Annotated in this window: 18 protein-coding genes; 7 read left to right on the top strand and 11 right to left on the bottom strand. The window is 69.0% G+C overall.

Going from position 1 to position 17587, the window contains the following annotated elements; translation table 11 throughout:
- Window positions 1–96 precede the first annotated feature (96 nt).
- On the top strand, window positions 97–1113 hold the full coding sequence (locus tag ABD154_RS01130; protein WP_344249485.1) for a helix-turn-helix transcriptional regulator: 1017 nt from the start codon (window positions 97–99) through the stop codon (window positions 1111–1113).
- A gap of 112 nt (window positions 1114–1225) precedes the next feature.
- Here the strand turns inward: ABD154_RS01130 and ABD154_RS01135 are convergent, their stop codons facing one another.
- Complete coding sequence (locus ABD154_RS01135) at window positions 1226–2230, bottom strand: aldo/keto reductase family protein (protein ID WP_344249487.1); 1005 nt, start codon at window positions 2228–2230, stop codon at window positions 1226–1228.
- A 62-nt stretch (window positions 2231–2292) separates the two neighbouring features.
- A complete protein-coding gene (locus tag ABD154_RS01140; RefSeq protein ID WP_344249489.1) occupies window positions 2293–3201 on the bottom strand; it encodes an EamA family transporter in 909 nt (302 codons plus the stop codon).
- Between the two features lie 39 nt (window positions 3202–3240).
- Between ABD154_RS01140 and ABD154_RS01145 the strand changes: the two genes are divergently transcribed.
- Window positions 3241–4170 (top strand): LysR family transcriptional regulator, encoded by a 930-nt coding sequence (locus tag ABD154_RS01145; RefSeq protein WP_344249491.1) that lies wholly within the window; start codon window positions 3241–3243, stop codon window positions 4168–4170.
- Window positions 4171–4222: 52 nt separating this feature from the next.
- Here the strand turns inward: ABD154_RS01145 and ABD154_RS01150 are convergent, their stop codons facing one another.
- The 6 genes from ABD154_RS01150 to ABD154_RS01175 all read right to left on the bottom strand — a co-directional run bounded on the left by ABD154_RS01150 (window position 4223) and on the right by ABD154_RS01175 (window position 9465).
- Window positions 4223–4864, bottom strand: coding sequence for a hypothetical protein (locus ABD154_RS01150; RefSeq protein WP_344249493.1), 642 nt, complete (start codon window positions 4862–4864; stop codon window positions 4223–4225).
- Window positions 4865–4996: 132 nt separating this feature from the next.
- Complete coding sequence (locus ABD154_RS01155; protein WP_344249495.1) at window positions 4997–6214, bottom strand: calcium:cation antiporter; 1218 nt, start codon at window positions 6212–6214, stop codon at window positions 4997–4999.
- A 293-nt stretch (window positions 6215–6507) separates the two neighbouring features.
- On the bottom strand, window positions 6508–6996 hold the full coding sequence (locus ABD154_RS01160) for a DoxX family protein (RefSeq protein WP_344249497.1): 489 nt from the start codon (window positions 6994–6996) through the stop codon (window positions 6508–6510).
- Between the two features lie 213 nt (window positions 6997–7209).
- Complete coding sequence (locus tag ABD154_RS01165) at window positions 7210–7776, bottom strand: NADPH-dependent FMN reductase (protein WP_344249499.1); 567 nt, start codon at window positions 7774–7776, stop codon at window positions 7210–7212.
- Window positions 7776–8984, bottom strand: a complete 1209-nt coding sequence (locus ABD154_RS01170; RefSeq protein WP_344249501.1) for an LLM class flavin-dependent oxidoreductase — start codon at window positions 8982–8984, stop codon at window positions 7776–7778. The genes ABD154_RS01165 and ABD154_RS01170 overlap by 1 nt, the downstream gene beginning before the upstream one ends.
- A 22-nt stretch (window positions 8985–9006) precedes the next feature.
- Complete coding sequence (locus tag ABD154_RS01175; protein WP_344249503.1) at window positions 9007–9465, bottom strand: MarR family winged helix-turn-helix transcriptional regulator; 459 nt, start codon at window positions 9463–9465, stop codon at window positions 9007–9009.
- Between the two features lie 230 nt (window positions 9466–9695).
- Here ABD154_RS01175 and ABD154_RS01180 point away from each other — a divergent pair, with 230 nt between their 5' ends.
- The 3 genes from ABD154_RS01180 (at window position 9696) to ABD154_RS01190 (ending at window position 12605) form a co-directional block, all read left to right on the top strand.
- The gene (locus tag ABD154_RS01180) at window positions 9696–10235 is read left to right on the top strand and encodes a MogA/MoaB family molybdenum cofactor biosynthesis protein (protein ID WP_344249505.1); all 540 of its coding nucleotides are present in this window, start codon (window positions 9696–9698) and stop codon (window positions 10233–10235) included.
- A 3-nt stretch (window positions 10236–10238) separates the two neighbouring features.
- Window positions 10239–11141 carry a formate dehydrogenase accessory sulfurtransferase FdhD gene (gene fdhD, locus ABD154_RS01185; RefSeq protein WP_344249507.1) on the top strand — a complete coding sequence of 301 codons (903 nt, stop codon included), beginning with the start codon at window positions 10239–10241 and terminating at the stop codon, window positions 11139–11141.
- Between the two features lie 108 nt (window positions 11142–11249).
- Complete coding sequence (locus ABD154_RS01190) at window positions 11250–12605, top strand: DUF2252 domain-containing protein (RefSeq protein WP_344249509.1); 1356 nt, start codon at window positions 11250–11252, stop codon at window positions 12603–12605.
- A gap of 15 nt (window positions 12606–12620) precedes the next feature.
- Here the strand turns inward: ABD154_RS01190 and ABD154_RS01195 are convergent, their stop codons facing one another.
- Window positions 12621–13685, bottom strand: a complete 1065-nt coding sequence (locus tag ABD154_RS01195) for an alcohol dehydrogenase catalytic domain-containing protein (protein ID WP_344249511.1) — start codon at window positions 13683–13685, stop codon at window positions 12621–12623.
- A 189-nt stretch (window positions 13686–13874) separates the two neighbouring features.
- Here ABD154_RS01195 and ABD154_RS01200 point away from each other — a divergent pair, with 189 nt between their 5' ends.
- Entirely contained in the window at window positions 13875–14234 is a 360-nt protein-coding gene (locus ABD154_RS01200) for a hypothetical protein (protein WP_344249513.1), read from the top strand.
- Between the two features lie 7 nt (window positions 14235–14241).
- On the opposite strand, the gene ABD154_RS01205 is transcribed toward ABD154_RS01200, so the two are convergent.
- Complete coding sequence (locus ABD154_RS01205; RefSeq protein ID WP_344249515.1) at window positions 14242–15507, bottom strand: aspartate aminotransferase family protein; 1266 nt, start codon at window positions 15505–15507, stop codon at window positions 14242–14244.
- The gene (locus ABD154_RS01210) at window positions 15504–16634 is read right to left on the bottom strand and encodes a phosphotransferase enzyme family protein (RefSeq protein WP_344249517.1); all 1131 of its coding nucleotides are present in this window, start codon (window positions 16632–16634) and stop codon (window positions 15504–15506) included. Before ABD154_RS01210 ends, ABD154_RS01205 begins: the two co-directional genes overlap by 4 nt.
- Window positions 16635–16776: 142 nt before the next feature.
- Between ABD154_RS01210 and ABD154_RS01215 the strand changes: the two genes are divergently transcribed.
- Window positions 16777–17397, top strand: coding sequence for a TetR/AcrR family transcriptional regulator (locus ABD154_RS01215; protein WP_344249519.1), 621 nt, complete (start codon window positions 16777–16779; stop codon window positions 17395–17397).
- Window positions 17398–17587: the final 190 nt, after the last annotated feature.

A 17587-nucleotide genomic window follows, 5' to 3' on the forward strand; every position in this document is an offset into this window, starting at 1 on the left:
GGTTGCCGGGTGCTGACACGACTACAGTGACACCCATAGATGACAGCCCATGCCATCTTTCGATCGGGTGCGAAGAACAATCGTCGGGAGGCTGGCATGGATCGTCCGCAGCGTCTGCTGGCGATCATCGCCGTGCTGCAGACCGGGAGGCAGACGACCGCCGCTGACCTGGCCGAACAGTTCGATGTCTCGAAGCGGACGATCCTGCGTGACATCGATGCCCTCGCCGAGGCGGATGTTCCCGTCATCGCCGAACGCGGGCGCGGCGGCGGCATCTCCCTCGTCTACGGCGCGGACATCGACGTCGCCAGGCTGAGTGACCGCGAGGCCGAAGCGCTCGGACTCGTCGGCGTCGACGTCGCTCGAGCCCGCGAACTCGGGCTCGAAGCCGCCACCCGTTCGGCCGCACGGAAGCTCTCGACACGGGCGCCGTGGCCGGTCGGTGCCGAACAGAAGGGCATGACGGAGACGACGGGGCTCGGGGACCTCGTCGCGATTGACACCACTGGTTGGTTCGACGCGGGGCCGTCGATCGACGCCGGTCCTCTCGTCGAGGCGCTGCGCCGCGGCCGGCGCCTGAGTCTGCGGTACCGGTCGAGTGGGCAGTCCGAGGCTGCGAACCGCACTGTCGATCCCTACGGCCTCTATTCGCGCGGCGGTCGGTGGTACCTCATTGCCGATGTCGAGGGTGCCCCGCGAATGTTCGCCCTGTCCCGGGTGCACGCATGGCGGGAGCTGGGGGAGCCCAAGCGGGTCCGCGACGATGTCACCCTCACCGAGGTGGCTGATCACCTGGTCACGCGGCTCGAGACTCAGCACGCGGTCGTCGTCACCGCCGTGATCGACGCTGCCGCTGAGGATCTGGTTCGTCGCATCCTCGGGAGTCGCCTGCTCAGCCTCGAACCAGGTGTCGGCCCCGAACCGAGTGACGACGCCGATCGCCGGTGGGGCGAGACCGCGACGATCACCGTCGGCTATGAGGAGCTCGACGGAGTCCGTCAGCTCATCCAATTCACCGACCACATCGAGATCCTCGAACCGCTTGAGGCCCGCAGCCTCGTCCACCGCCTGACGAGCGGCATGGCCGCACGCCACGACGACAGGCGTCCCTGACGGTGCTGCAGTGGCGGCGAGCGTCTGCATGCCGGCACCGAGACACCACAACCAGGCCCCGGTGCTGCCGTTGCCCCGGGGCCGGCACCGCCGGCGCGACCGGAGATGCGTGTCAGACGATGCGGGTCTCCGGGGACTTCGTCTTCGCGGGATCCGTCTCCGGAAGATCACCGAGCGCCTCATCGATGCGATCGAGCACCTCGGCGTCGAGCTTGACCCCGGCTGCGGCGACATTCGAGGCGATCTGCTCGGGACGCGACGCCCCGACGAGAGCGGTGGCGACGTTGTCATTGGCGAGCACCCACGCGATCGCCAGCTGCGCCATCGTCAGGCCGAGGTCGGCGGCGATCGGCTCGAGCTTCGCGACCGCCGTGAGCGTCTCATCATTGAGGTAGCGGGAGATCATGTCCGCCCCGCCCTTGTCATCAGTGGCGCGTGACCCGGCAGGGGCCGGCTGACCGACCTTGTACTTGCCGGTGAGGACGCCCTGGGCGATCGGCGACCAGACGATCTGCGAGATGCCGAGCTCCTTCGACGTCGGCACCACCTGCGGTTCGATGACCCGCCACAGCATGTTGTACTGCGGCTGGTTCGAGATCAGCTGGATGCCGAGGTCCTGGGCGAGGTAGTGACCGGCGCGCAGCTGGTCGGCGTTCCATTCGCTCACACCGATGTAGAGCGCCTTGCCGGCCCGGACGATGTCGGCGAAGGCCTGCATCGTCTCCTCGAGCGGCGTCTCGTAGTCGTAGCGGTGCGCCTGGTAGAGGTCGACGTAGTCGGTGCCCAGGCGGGTGAGCGACCCGTTGATCGACTCCATGATGTGCTTGCGCGACAGTCCGGTGTCGTTGTGCCCCTTCGGGCCGGTCGGGAAGTAGACCTTCGTGAAGATCTCGACCGACTCGCGCCGCTGCCCGGCCAGGGCATCGCCGAGGACCTGTTCGGCGGCAGTGTTGGCGTAGACGTCGGCAGTGTCGAACGTCGAGATGCCGGCGTCGAGGGCGGCATGGACGCTCTTCGTCGCGATGTCGTTCTCGACCTGCGAACCGTGGGTGAGCCAATTGCCGTACGTGATCTCCGAGATCTTCAATCCGCTGTTTCCGAGATACCTGAACTCCATATCCTCAGCCTACGACCGTGAGTCAAGGGGCTTCGGTTCGTCATCGCCGAGGTGGTCCGTCGTCACGTGGGCTGTCCCCGCCGAGGTGGGGCGAGCTGTCCGCAGGCCAGCGCGGCCAGCGCGAGGCCGAAGCCGGCGATCTGGAGCAGGGTGAGGCGTTCACCGGCGAAGAGCGCGCCGAGACCCGCTGCCACGAGCGGTGAGAGCAGCCCGAGGAGAGCCGTCGCGGTCACCGGCAGGCGTCCCAGCCCGCGGAACCACAGGGTGTAGGCGAGGATGCCGCCGACGATGCCGAGCCAGAGATAGCCGGCGACTCCCGCCGCATCGATGCGCTCCGGCACGCCCTCGACGGCCAGTGTCGGAACGAGGAGGACGAGCCCGCCCGCGGTCAGCTGCCATCCGGCGAAGCCGACTGCGCTCAGTCCCGGCGGGCGGCCCCAGCGTTTGACGAGGACGACGCCGACGCCCATCGACGCCGCCCCGCCGATGCCGGCGAGGAGACCGATGGGGTCGAATCCGGCCCCGGGCCCGAGGACGACCATGCCGACGCCGATGACCCCGACGATGCCCCAGCCCAGTCGCCACCGGGAGAGCCGTTCGCCGAGGATGACGACGGCGAGGACGGTGACGAGGATCGGCTGCGTGGCCCCAAGCGTCGCGGCGACTCCGCCGGGCAGGCGACCGGCGGCGACGAAGAGAAGCGGGAAGAACACGCCGATGTTGAGGCTCCCGAGGACCAGCGCCTTCCACCACCACGAGCCCTGCGGCAGCCGACGGGCGATGAGCAGGCCGATGAGGCCCGCCGGCAGGGAGCGCATGAGCGCGGCGAACAGCGGATGGTCGGCGGGCAGGAAAGCGGTGGTGACGAGGTAGGTCGTGCCCCAGACGGCAGGAGCGAGAGCGGTGGCGAGAGTCGCGCCGAGGCGGGACCGGGTGAGCGAGGGATGCGGAGGCGAGATCGTCGACGTCATGTCTCCAGAGTCCGCCTGGATCAGCAATGAGTCCAACACATGCTTTTCATCTCAGCGATCGTGTACGACGATGGATCAATGGAGCTTCAGCAGATGCGCTATGCGATCGCCGTCGCCGAGGAGCGCAATTTCACGCGAGCCGCCGCGCGGTGTCACGTCGTCCAGTCAGCGCTCAGCCATCAGATCAAGGTCCTCGAACGCGAACTCGGCGTCACGCTCTTCGCGCGCACGAGCCGGCGCGTCGACCTCACCGATGCCGGTGCCGCGTTCATTCCCGCCGCCCGCGCCGCCCTCGAGGCCGCCGACCGGGCCGGGGCCGTCGCTGCGGCAGCCGCCGGCGAGATCCGCGGGACGCTGTCGATCGGCGTCATCCCCACGGTCACCGCGCTCAACCTCTCGGCCGTGCTCGCCGCACTGCACGCCAGACATCCGCAGGTGCGGATCACGATGCGAGCCGGAGACAGCAGACGCTTCATCGAAGAGATTCGCGACGGCGAGCTCGACGCCGCCGTGCTCGGACTGCCGGCCACGGTGAGCCCGGCGGGAACCGACCATCTCGTCCTCGCAGAGGAGCGCCACGTCGCTGTCCTCGGTTCCGGGCACCGCCTCGGCGGACGACGTCGCCTCAGTCTCGCCGACCTCGCGAACGAGACCTACGTCGACTTCCCCGCCGGCAGTCCCGGTCGGGAGCAGACCGACCGGGCGTTCGCCGCCGCCGGCATGGCGCGCACCGTCGCGTTCGAGGTGATGACCGCAGAGATGATCCTCGATCTCGTCGGCGCGGACCTCGCGATCGCGCTCCTGCCCCCGGCGGTGGTGCCCGCGGGACGGGGCCTGACGACGGTCGCAGTCACGGGCGGTCCGACCCGCACCGAATACCTCGCGTGGAGTGATTTCAATCCGAGCCCGGCCGCGCTCGCCTTCGTCGAGGAGGTCAGGTCGGCCGTGGGCACGGACCGCTCGCGGTGACGAGAGGATCGCCCCCGCGGTGACCGTCACGGCCGCACTGAGAACCGCAAGGTCAGCCGGCCGTTCGCCGTCGGCGCAGCACCGGCGGCAGCCCGAAGAGGGTCGGCGGTCGCACCCCTGCGGCGGTCGCGGCGTCGCTGAGCGTCCACGCGCTCTCCCAGCTGATGAGCTCCCCGGCGTGGCAGACGGGATCGCCCCCGGACGACGGCGGTTCGGCCCAGAACCACAGGTTGATCCCGTACTCGATGACGGTGATGCTCGGGGTGAGCGGGGATTCGTCGGCAGTGTCGTCACCTGCGCTGCCGGCGCGGGTCCGCGCAGTGTTCTCCGCGACGAACTCTCGGTGGAGCTGCGCCGAGGCGGTCTCGACCTCTTCCCACCCGTCTGCGCGGTGGGGGAGGAGGACCCACGTCCCCGCGGGGACGTCGGCGGCAACGACCTCCTCGGCGGTGCGGACCGTGACGAATCCGGAGGGCACCGGTTCGAGCGCGTTGAGGAGGCTGCCGAGGCAGGCGGCGACCACCTCCGCCGACGGTGCGACGAGGAGGAAGCCGGTCGCCTCGGCGAGGATGTCCTCCCTGCTCAGCCGCGTGAACGGACTGGCGTTCAACTGACTGACGACGGTCTGCCAGTGTGCGGGCACGCGAGCCTCAAGGAAGGCGTGCATGACCGAACGCTCGGCGTCGTGGCGCATCCTCACCCCTCCTCTCACTCTCGATCGGCGGTGGAATCGCACCGCACGAGATGCCCTCAGCCTGCCACGGATCGGCCCATCACGGCGACGAGTCGACGGTCCGCGAAAACACCGCCGCCTCGGCGAGGTCGCTTACGAGAACACGCTGATCCCGTAGGCGGCGAAGACGATGAGCAGTGCCGCCCCGTGGACGGCGGTGACCTTCCGCGCAGCGAATGTCGCCACCGACAGGAGGATGATGACGCCGAGCAGGAGGAGGTTCGCCGGGCCCTCGGCGAGGACGATCTGCTGACCGGTGAGGAGGCCGATGACGAGGACGACCGGGATCGTCAGTCCGACGGTCGACACGAGCGCGCCGTGGCAGAGGTTGCTCACCCGCTGCACCTCACCCTGCCAGGCGGCGCGGATGGCGGTGATCGTCTCGGGCAGGAAGACGATCATTGCGATGACGATGCCCGACAGGGCGGTCGGGGCGCCGAGGCGGCTGAGCGCGTCATCGAGCAGCGCGGCCATGTCATGAGAGAGGAGGACGATGGGCAGGACGGTGATGACGAGGAGGGTGAGGCGAGCGACGACCTCGACGCGGTAGGTCGCGATGATCTCGAGGATGCCGGGCCGTGCGGTGGCCTCCGCCGGGCCGGTGTGAACGGTGCCGGCTTGCGTTGTGCCGGCGTGGGCCGAATCGGCCACCGCCGTCTCGACCTGCGCCGCGCCTGAGCGCACGAGCCGCGGGTCGACCTCGCGGAAGTCATCGGCCTGCGCACCCATCTGGCGGACGAGGAAGAAGACGTAGATCGCGATCGTCAGCACGATGATCGGGATCTCCTGCCACGGCAGATAGCTGCCGTCCTCGCCGATGACGGCGGGCAGGGCGAACGCGAGCGCGGAGAGGACGACGATGAGACTGAGATACGCCGAGGTGCCCGTGCGATTGTGCTCCATGTCCCCGTGCCGCAGGCCGCCGACGAGCAGGCAGATGCCGACGACGGCGCCGAGGATGATCATCGCCACGGCCATGACGGAGTCGCGGGCGATCGTCGCATGGTCGCCGGGACCGAGGAGGACCGCGGCGATGAGGATGACCTCGATGAGGACGATCGAGAGGGTGAGGACGAGCGAACCGTAGGGATCGCCGAGGCGGTGGGCCAGATGCTCGGCCTCGTGGACGACCCCGAACGCGCAGAGCAGGATGACGCCGATGATGACGACGAGCGCGGTGATGAGCAGCGGCGCCGGGGCAGGAGCCTCGAGGGAGGAGCCGAAGACGGCGAGGGCGACGACAGCGCCCCAGCCGAGGATGAGCCGAATGACGGCTGCGGGGGTGATGATGCTGCGGAGTGCGGCATTCATGACGGTCTGATCCAGTTCTACGAGGCCGTCCTCATCGCGTAGGACAGCGACCGGGTCGTCCCGATCGCCGCGTCCCCTCCAGTTTAGCGAAGATCGCGCCGTTTGGCAGAGGAGGGGCAACGGCGCCGAGGTGGTCCGACCGTGAGAGGGCGAGCGGGGGATGCGATGAGGGCTGCCTTGTCCGGGGAATCCGATGAGGGCCGCTCTCCCCAGGTGGGACGAGCGGCCCTCGGTGCCTTCAGTCAGGCAATCGCGCCGAATCAGGCAGTTGTGCCGAGACCGGCAGTGACGACTCAGGCCGTCGCGACCGAGTGCGCACCGCTGGTGCGGGCAGCGCGCGATGCCGACTTCGACTTCTTCGAGCCGGTGAAGAGGAAGCGGTCGACGCTGAAGCGGCCGGGTCCCATCGCGGCGATGAGGAGCGCTCCGGCGGACAGTGCGGCGACGAGCTCCCAGCCGCCCTCGCTGACGAACGGGGCGGGGATGAAGTGGACGATGACGAGCGCTCCGAGGAGGTTCGCGGCGATGAGCACGGCGACGATCGGGGTGAAGGCGCCGAGGATGAGCAGGGCGCCGCCGATGAGTTCGACGAAGGTCGCGAACGGGGCGGCCACCTCGGGGAGGGGCACTCCCATCTGCGAGAACGAAGCGGTCGTCCCGGCGATGGTCCATTCGCTGAACTTCTGCCAGCCGTGGGCCATGAGGATGATTCCGAGCCCGATGCGGGCAATGAGGGCAATGACGTCGCGGGCAAGTGTCGGCAGTCCGGTGGTGGCGTACATGTTGTCCTCCAGGTGAGTTGAAATGACAACCAGAACCCTATTCATCGAGCTTGGCAGGACCCTGGGCGGACTTCGGCAAACCTCCGTGAATCTCGGCTCTCACCAGCATTGATGCGGGCAGGTGCGACGAATCCCGGAGAGCGGATTCTGCTCTCCGGGATTCGCTTGACGAACCAGCCTCATTGTCGCAATGAACCTGGCGGCAAGGCCGGCTCAGAAGCCGTAGGCGGCTTCCCTTTCCTCGCGGATCGCGGTGTACGTTCGGGTGAGCACCACGGTGTCCTCGACGAGGCGGTCGAGGCGCTGGGTGATGTCGCTGCTGACGATCTGATTCCGGTGGAGATCCTTCTCCTCGACGAACACGTAGGGCTGGACGACCTGCGCCTTCATGTACGTGAGGATCGGGGTCAGCTGCTGGGCGGGGATGAGGAAGTGCTTCGCCGAACCGGCGGTCGCAACCATGCCCACGACCTTGTCGCGGAAGGCGTTCGTCGGCAGCAGATCGAAGACGTTCTTCAGGGTCGCCGGGATCGAGGCCTGGAAGATCGGGGTGCCGATGATGATCGCATCGGCGTCCATGAGCGTCCGGGTGATCCGACCGGTGTCCCCGGAGTACTCCGTGAAGTTCCGGCCGTCGCTGAAGACCATGTCCGCCTCGGCGAGGTCGATGAGCGTGACCTCGACGTCCGGGTCGAAGCTCATCACCGCCTGCGCGACGTACTCCATGACCGTGCGGGTCTTCGTCCCGACGTTCGAGCCGGAGAGGACGACGATTCTCATCAGACGAGCTCCTCACTCTTCGTGCCCGCGGTCTCGCCGTCGCCCGAGGTCGGCTCGGCCGGGGCGTCGGAGCCGTCGGAATCGGCGGCTGTCGGCTGCGCGGTGTACTTCTTCACGGCGGGGATGATCTCCGAGCCGATCGTCTCGATCTGCTTCATCACGCGGTCGAACGGGATCCCGCCGAAGTCGATCTGGCCGAGGAAGCGCTGGTGGCCGAAGACCTCGTGCTGGTGGAGGATCTTCTCGATGATCTCCTGGGGGCTGCCGATGTTGACGATGCTGCGCGGATCGACGCTCTGGGCGAAGAGCTGCTTGGGCATGCCCTGCCCGTTGACCCGGCGCATCCCCTCGTTGACGTGCGGGTAGAGCTCCTTGAGGGCATCCTGCGACGACGGTGCCGTGTAGAGGAACCCGGCCGTGGCGATCGGCAGGGTCGCCGGGTCGTATCCGGCATGGCGGGCGCCTTCGCGGTAGGCGTCGACGGTCGTCTTGAACACCGAGGTGGTCCCGCCGAGGTGGGCCATGACCATGGGGACGCCCGCGAGACCGGCCTTGATCGCGCTCGTCGGCGCGCCGCCGACGGCACGCCAGATCGGGAACGTCTCCTGCGCGGGGCGCGGGATGACCGCGGCATCGGTGAGCGGGGCGCGATACTGCCCGTTCCACGTCAGCGACTCCTCGCGGGCGATCTGGAGGAGAAGGTCGAACTTCTCCTCGAAGAGCTCCTCGTAGTCGCGCAGATCGTAGCCGAGGAGCTCGAAGAGGCCGACCCGTGAGGCGCGGCCGGCGACGAGTTCGGCACGGCCGCCGGAGAGATGGTCGATCGTCGCGAAGTTCTCGAACACGCGGACCGGGTCCGAGGTCGAGAGGATCGTCGAGGTGCTGCCGACGCGGATCGACGACGTCGCCTGGGCGATCGCGCCGAGGATGACGGCGTGGGCCTGCGAGGCGAAGTACTCCTGGTGGCTCTCGCCGACGCTGAAGAAGTCGAAGCCGGCCTCCTCCGCGGCCTTGGCGTAGGCGACGAACTCGCGGATGCGCTCGCCGGCGCTCACGCGCGAGCCGTCGGCGGGGTTCGGCAGGTGGTCGCCGAGGGTGTACATGCCGAACTGCAGGCCCTGGCTGGGGTCGAAGTTCAGCTCCTTCATGAGGTTCTGGGACTCGGGCACGGTGTCTCCTTGAGTGACGATGACGTTCTCGTTTGTCATGTCAACTGAGGAGTCCGGAGGATTATTCCCGGGGAGTCTCCGGGAGTGCGCTGCGGCGTGCGGCGCTGCGTTCGTAGAGCTTCTTCATCAGCGCGTGGAGCTCGATGCGCTCGGATTCGCTCAGGGCGTCGTCGAACATCGAGGACTGGAGGGCGAGCTGGCTGGGGAAGGCCTCTTCGAGCAGGGCTCGACCCTTGTCGGTGAGCGAGATGTACTTCGTCTTCCAGTCCTGGCGGCGGGCGATCAGGCCGTCGCGTTCGAGACGGGTGAGCATCCGGGAGATCCCGCCGCCGCTGACCGTGAGCCGCTCGGCGAGGTCGGACTGGGTGATCGGCTGATAGGCGCGGATGTTCGCGAGCGCCTCGAACTGTCCGACCGTGAGATCGAACTGCTTGAGATGGTCGTTGGAGAGCTGATTGCTGTTCTGGACAAAGCGCACCATGCGCAGCCAGGTGAGCGTGCTCAGCGTCAGGTCGTCCATCGCGGCTCCTCGTTCGACACACCGGGCCTCGGCTGCCGCGGCGACTCACTCTCACTCTACTGACCGTCATGCCGGCCTGTCGCCGGAGGGACGGGCGCGCGGACGGCGCGCGGCAGGGCATGCGGACGGGCGCGCGGCAGGTCCGAGGGCGACCGGGGCCCGCGCGCCCGTCAGGGGGGGCGTGGAAGAATGGTGGCGACCCCAGCGATGGACCAGTGAGGAGACGGGCAATGACGACGAGCGAGACCACGACCGACCGCCTCGGCGCGGGACGCTCTGCCGCTGTCATCATCGCCTCCACCTCGGCGGCCAGGGGAGAGGCGGCGGATACGACCGGCCCGCTCCTCGTCGAGTGGCTGCGCGGACGCGGCTACGACTGTCCCGACGCGATCGTCGTCCGCGACGGCGAACCCGTCGGGCAGGCCCTGCGGGGCCTCCTCATCGACACCCCCGAGGAGGAGCGGCCGCGGGTCATCGTCACCAGCGGCGGCACCGGGCTCGCGCCCGATGACCGGACTCCCGAGTTCACCGCCGAACTCCTCGAGCGGCAGTCGCCGGGGCTCATCTACGCGATGTGGCGCAAGGGCCTCGAATCGACGTCGTCGGCGGTGATGAGCCGCGGCGTGGCCGGGGTGCGCGGACGCAGCTTCGTCATCAACCTCCCCGGTTCGAAGGGCGGGGTCAGGGACGGCATCACCGTCATCGACGACCTCCTCGAACACATCCAGACCTCGGTCGAGGACACGACCGACCATGGTCCGCGGGTCTGAGCCGTGCAGCAGCGCAAGGCCGTCCGCGCCCGCGTCCACCGCTTCGACGCGACCGGTGAGATCAAAGCCGGACCGGACTCGCTCGCCGGGGAGGAGCCGCTCGAGGTCAACCTCAACGGCGAGCAGTTCTCGGTGACGATGCGCACGCCGGGCAATGACGTCGAACTCGTCTCCGGCTACCTGCTCTCCGAGGGCATCGTCGAGTCGATGGACGACATCGCCGAGATCGACTTCTCGACGGGGCTCGCCCCCGACGGCTCCCGGAACTACAACGTCGCCGGGGTGCGCCTGCGACCCGGGGTCTGGGATGCCGCCGCGGCGCCCGCCCGGTCGGTCTACACCTCGTCTTCCTGCGGGATCTGCGGCACGGCGGCGATCGATGCGGTGACGAAGGAGTCGGCGTATCCGCTCGTGCCCACCGACGGCCTCGGCGGGATCGACGCCCCGCGTCTCGACGAGGACGGGGAGATCGTCTTCCCTCCGCTGCTCACCCCCGCCCGGGTCGGTGAGCTGCCTGACCGGCTGCGCGCCGGACAGGCGGTCTTCGACAAGACCGGGGGAGTCCACGCCGCCGCGCTCTTCGCCGTCGGCGACGATCCCGGGGCCGAACCCGAACTCCTCGTCATCCGGGAGGACGTCGGCCGGCACAACGCCGTCGACAAGGTCATCGGCTGGGCGATGGCCGAGCGCGGACTGCCGCTCTCGCGCACCGTTCTCCAGGTCTCCGCCCGGGCGTCGTTCGAACTCGTCCAGAAGTCCGCGATGGCCGGCATTCCGATGATGTCGGCCGTCAGTGCCCCCTCGGCGCTCGCCGTCGACTTCGGGAAGACGAGCGGTGTCACCGTCATCGGCTTCAACCGCAAGGGCCGCTTCAACGTCTACTCCCACCCCGAGCGCATCGCCTGAGGAAGGCGCTGAATAGGCGGATTCGACGCCTCGGGGATCCGCACTCCGGCACTACGATGAGGGGACGCATCGGCGCCGGGCCGACGCGGTGAGAGCGAGGGTGATGAGATGGACGAGTCCGACGGCCGAGCCCTGCGCAAGGACACCCCGCGCTCACGCCATGCCGAGCTGCTGCTGCCCGCCGACCGCGACCCGGTCGGGGTGATCTGCCGGCAGAACGAGTCGCGGCTGCCCGAACTCCTCGGCATCCGCACCCAGCGGCTCGCCGAATCGCCGTTCAGCTACTACCGCGGGGCGGCAGCGCAGATGGCCATCGATCTCGCCGCCGGGACGACGACCGGTCCCGTCGTGCTCTCGAGCGCCGACGCGCATGTCGGGAACTTCGGCTTCTTCGCGTCCCGGGAGCGCTCCCTCGTCTTCGACCTCAACGATTTCGACGAGGCGGAGTTCGCCCCGTTCGAATGGGACGTCAAGCGCCTCGCCGCCTCGGCGTTCCTCAGTGCTCAGGTCCACGGGCTCGGTGATGACGTCGGGCGATCGGCGGCCTTCGCCGCGGTGCGGGGATACCAGGACCGGCTGGCCGCGCTCATGGCGGTGACCGCGCTCGACCGCTTCTACGCGATCGTCGATTCGGACACGATGCTCAAGGCGATCAGCGGCAAGGGACATCGCAAGGCGACGACGAAGGCGATGAAGAAGGCCCGCAGCCGCACCGGTGAGAAGGCGCTGCAGAAGTTCGCGACGGAGACGTCGTCCTCGGGTCTGCGGATCGTCGACCAACCCCCGCTGACGAGGCACTTCGACGAACAGGGCATCGACGTCGCCGGGATCTTCGCGGAGTACCGGCAGACGGCGCGCACCGATGTGGCCGTGCTGCTCAGGCAGTACGGGGTGGCCGATTCGGTGCTCAGGGTCGTGGGCGTGGGCAGCGTCGGCACCCGCTGCTTCCTCGTCCTCCTCACCGGCCCCGACGGCGAGTCGCTGCTGCTCCAGGTCAAAGAGGCCCAGGAATCCGTGGTCTCGGCGTTCGGCGGTCTGCCGAAGTTCTCCTCCCACCCGGAGGGGCAGCGGCTGTCATCGGAGGGCGAACGCGTCGTGCGCTCGCAACTCGTCCTCCAGTCCGTCTCCGATCCGTTCCTCGGCTGGACGACGTACGGGGGACGCGACTACTACTGGCGGCAGTTCCGCGACATGAAGGGCAGCTACGACCTCGCCGAACTCGATGCGACCCAGTTCGACGGCTACTCCCGGCTGTGCGGTGAGGTGCTGGCCCGCGCGCATTCCCAGTCCCCGCAGGCCCGCCTCGTCGACGGGTATCTCGGGACCTCGGATTCGTTCGCGACCGCCGTGGCCGCATGGGCGGAGAAGTACGCCGAGGTGGTCACCGCCGATCATGCGCTGCTCGTCGAGGCGGCGAAGAGCGGGAAGGAGCCGCTGCTCGGCGAGGTCACCGACATTGCCTGAGTGACATCGCCTGAGTCAGGAGTCGGCTTCACTCACCCGCAGAGTGATCTTCGTGCCCGCGCCCGAGCGCAGGGTGTCGATCGCGGTGACGACATCGTCGAGGGGCATCTCCTCGACCCAGCCGGTCGTGTCGTAGTCGCCTGCCTCCATGCGCGCGATGACCTCGTCGAACTCCTCGGCGGTGTAGCCGACGGCGCCGATGAGTTCGGTCTCGCCCATCATCAATGCGCTCGGCTGGATCTCGAACCCGTGCTCGTGCGGCGACTGGAGGACGACGCGGCCGCCCGGGGCGAGTTCGGCCAGTCCGGTCGCCAGCGCTGCGGGAACACCGGCGGCGTCGTAGAACACATCGACTCCGTCGCCGTCGGTGCGGTCGGCGACGATGGCGTGGAGGTCCTCCGTCGTCGGGTCGATGACGGCGGCCCCGAGGGCGGCGATCTTCTGCCGACGTTCGGGGCTCGGCTCGGAGACGAGCACGTCCCTCACCCCACGCGCGCGGAAGGCGTACCACGCCCCGATCCCGATCGGTCCGGCCCCGGCGATGAGGACGACGTCGTCGGCACCGGCCCGACTCCGGGCGGCACCGTGCCACGCCACGGCCATCGGTTCGACGAGCGCCGCCGTCTGCAGGTCGACGGACTCGGGCACGCGGTGGAACTGCGAGGCGGAGACGGTGACGTACTCGGCCATGCCGCCGCCGTCGGCGTTGGCCCCGAGCGAGGCCATGAGCCGGCAGCTCGTCGGCGCCCCGCGCCGGCAGGCGACGCATTCCCCGCAGCTGTAGGCGATGGGGAACACCGCCCCGCGATCGCCGACGGCGATGCCCTCGACGTCGGGACCCACCTCGACGACGGTCCCGGAGAACTCATGGCCCATCGGCTGGGGAAGGTGGGCACCGGTGACCGGGTGCGGGGTGAAGAGGTCGATCGGTGAGGCCTCGGGGTTGAGGTAGAGGTGGACGTCGCTGCCGCACACGCCGACGTAGGCGTTGCGGAGCTTGACCTGTCCGGGGCCGACGGTCGGTTCGGGGATGTCCTCGATGCGCAGATCTTCGCGTCCGTGGAGTCGCGCAGTCTTCATCAGTGCCTCTCTTCGTGTTCGGTGACGGTCTCACCCTCCACGATCCACGGCGGCGCCTGGGGCGACAACCGCCGAATGCGGCGGATTTCCCAGCCGTCGTCCGCCATCTGTCGCCTGCCGACACTGTGTATCGGAGCGCGGTCAGAAGCGCTCTGGCCGATGTCAGTCCCTGAGCGCATAATAGAACGCATGAACGAATATCGGGTGCCGGAGTGGCTCACTGACTACCAGGACTTCAAGGCGCTGTGCTCAGCGGTGTCGGGGGAGTACATCCGGTTTACCCTCACGACCGGGTGCGACACCGTCGCCTACACGCATTCGCAGAACACGTCCGGACTGCCGCGCTACTCGTGTCTGCTCACCGCCGACGACGGGGCGACGCTGCTCCTCGTCCTCGACGACTGGGCGGAGCGGATGGACGAGGCGGCTCCCATGGTGCGCGCGTGGCTCGGCGCGAACGCGAGTCTGCGCGGCTGCCGGCCGGGGAAGTCGCACTACGTCGGCGACAGCTATTGGCGGAAGCAGTGGCAGCTGGCCAACCCGTGGTGAGGGGCGCTCACACCTCCACTTCGTCGAGGGACTCCCCGAGGGCGTCGAGGAGCAGGGGCAGCTCGGCTGCGCTGAAGGCGAGCGGCGGGCGGACCTTGAGCACGTTGTCGTCGCGACCGATCCGGGAGATGACGACGTGCTTGGCCTTCATCGCTTCGACGACCTGCTTCGTCAGGTCGGGGGCAGGGGTGCCGTCGACGGCGAAGTCGAGGCCGAGGAACATGCCAGCGCCCCGCGCGGTGCGGATGAAGTCGAAGCGGTCGGCGTACTCCTCGAGCCGTACCTTCGCCTCGGCGCCGAGGATGCGGGCGCGCTCCATGAGCTCCTTCTCCGCCATCTCCTCGAGCACGGCCTGCCCGACGGCCGCGGACACGGGATTGCCGGCGAAGGTGTTGAAGAACTCGTTGCGGGGACCGAACGCATCCATCACCTCGGCGGTGGTGATGACGGCGGACATCGGGTGGCCGTTGCCGATCGGCTTGCCCAGGGTGACGAGGTCGGGGACGAGGCCGACCCGCTGATAACCCCACATGTGGGTGCCGGTGCGCCCGAACCCGGACTGCACCTCGTCGGCGATGACCAATCCGCCCGCGGCCCGCACGCTCTCGGCGATCCCGGTCACGAGCCCCTCGGGCAGACGCGGCATCCCCTCGGTCGAGAACAGCCAGTCGAAGAGGCACGCGGACACCCCGTATCCGGCCTCCTGAAGCGAGGCGATCGCGGCATCGAGGTCGGCGAGCGTGGCGGCGAGCACCTCGGCGGCGTCGCGCTCATCGGTGTCGAGGTCGGGGATGCGCAGCGTGCGCACGTGCGGACCGAGTCCCTCCCCGGTCGCCAGCCCCGTCGTCATCTCCGCCAGCGCGATCGTCGTCCCGTGGTAGCTGAAGTCGGAGACGATGAGGCCCGTCGCCCCGGTCAGCTGGCGACTGATCCGCAGGGCGAGCTCATTGGCCTCGGACCCCGAATTGCCGAAGAACACCCGATTGAGCCGCTCCTCGAAGGTCGCCAGCAGCGCCTCCGCATAGTCGACGACGCGGGCGTTGAGATAGCGCGTGTGGACGTTGAGCGTGCGCGCCTGCTCACACAGCGCATCGACGACGCGATCGTTGGCATGCCCGACATGGGGGACGTTGTTGTACCCGTCGAGGTAGCGCTGACCATGGACATCGGTGAACCACACCCCCTTGGCCGAGACGAACTCGAGCGGTTCGTCGTAGAACAGCGGCGAATAGGGCCCCAGGGTGGCGTGGCGGCGGGTGAGGAGGTCGGTCATCGGTGGGCTCCGGAGCTTCGGTCGGCGACGAACGCGGCGGCGAGGTCGACGAGGTGGGGGAGGACGGTGTGGACGTGGAACTCCGCTGCCGGCTCGCCGCGACGATCGGCGGACCACCCGAGATAGGTGAGCCCGCGAGCGACGAGGAGGGCCGGGAAGGCCGCGAGATCCGCGGCATTGAGCGGGCGTCGGCGCTGGTAGCCGGCGAAGAGTGCGGCCTGGTACTCCGCGGCCCGCGGATGGCGCGTGAAGAAGTAGAGGGCGGTCGCGAGGTCGAAGAGGTGCCAGCCGGCGGCGAAGTCGTCGAAGTCGATGAGGACGAGACCCGCGCTCGTGCGCAGCACGTTCTCCGGGGTGAGGTCGGCGTGGATCGGTCCGAACCGCTGCGGCCCGACGCCGTAGTCGGCGAGGACCGTGCGGATGTCGGCGATCGCCTCGGTGAGCGTGGTCAGCGCCGCGGAGTTCTCCGGCGCGTGCAGCTCGCGCACGCGCAGCGGGGCGCCCCACAGAGCGGCCTCCCCGACGAGCCCCTCGGCATCCCAGCACGGGCGATCGTCGTCGACGGCGAACCCGGAGGCCACGGTGGCGTCGTGGACGTCTCCGATGAGCTCGCCGAGGCGGTCGAAGTCCTCCGGTTCGTGCGCAGCGGTCCCGTCGAAGGCCGTCTGCTCGTCACCGAAGTTCCCCTCGTTGGCGATGTGGAATTGGAGGTCGACCTGATGGACGCCGAGGCGGTGGCCGTGACCGACGTGGACGAAGCTCTGTGCATCGGAGACCGGCACGAACCGCGGCACCGGGACGCCGCGACCGGCGAGGCTGCCGACGAACTCGAGTTCCCGCGCGAGTTCGGCATCGCTGTGATAGCCCTGCCGGTGGACCCGGAGGACGTAGGAGGTGCCCGCGTGCTCGAGTCCGAAGACGCTGTTCTCCCGGTGTTTGAGCAGGCGCAGCGCCGTCGACTCCGGCAGGCCGAATGCGGCCAGGGACTCCGCGGCGAGCTCCGCCGCCCCCGCGACGGCCGCGGATTCCGTGTCGGATACGGACTCGGCGTCGGTCGCCGGGGATTCGGCCTCCACGGCGGAGGGGCCGGTGCTGGGCTGCGGTTCGGGCTGGGCCGTCCTCGACATCGCTGTCTCCTTCGGTCGCTCTGTCAGGTGTCGCGCTGTGGCGAACGGGGCCAATCGTAAATTTATACTCGGAGTATAGAACATGAACTGGCAATCCATCCAGGGGTCGGTCGCGATCCGTCCGCTGTGAGAGGATCGAGGCGTGAACAGTGCGACCGACACCGGTGACGCCGCCCCCAGTCTGCGGGAGCGGCGCCGAGTGCAGACCCGCGAGGACCTCGTGGCGGGCGTGCTCGAGGTCATCGACGCGCAGGGCTTCGACCGTCTGACGATCGAGAGGATCGCGACGGCGGCCGGAGTGTCGCGGGGAACCGTCTATGCGCATTTCCCCGGAGGTCTCGCCGAGCTCGTGTCCGCCGCGTATGCGGAGATCGGGCGGACGATCGTCGCCCGCACGACCGCGGAGATCGCTGCGGTGAGCGTGTGGACCGAGGAGCTCACCGCACACGCCCGGGCGATGTTCGACTTCGCCGCGAACTCCGGCAGCGGCCACTTCTACAACGTCTCCGGACCGGCCTTCATCTCTGCCGGGGAGTCCCGCGGCATCGGCTCCGGGACCAGTCGGGCGATGATCGCCGACACCCTCGCGCAGGCCCAGGCCGCGGGTCGGCTGCGGGAGGCCATCGTTCCCGAGGCCGTGGCCACCCTCCTCGTCGGCGCCATCCGGGAGGCCGCGATCGCCATTGCCACCGGCGAGGCCGACCCCGACGAGGAGCTCGCGGCCTTCTCCACCCTCGTCGCCGGCCTCGCGGCCTCGCACTGAGGCCTCGCGTCCGCACCGGGCACTGACACCGGCCACCGCCCCACCGATCACCGCCACCACTCCTCGTCCGCCGCCCCACCGTGCACGCTCGGCCAAGGATCGTGCACGCGCACACAAGGACCGGTGCCCCCGCCTCGGCGAGGATGGACTCAGGCAGCGACAGCTGCCGACGATCCGCCGAGCGCGGACG

The sequence above is a fragment of the Brevibacterium sanguinis genome (assembly GCF_039528855.1).
Taxonomy (GTDB): Bacteria; Actinomycetota; Actinomycetes; order Actinomycetales; family Brevibacteriaceae; genus Brevibacterium; species Brevibacterium sanguinis.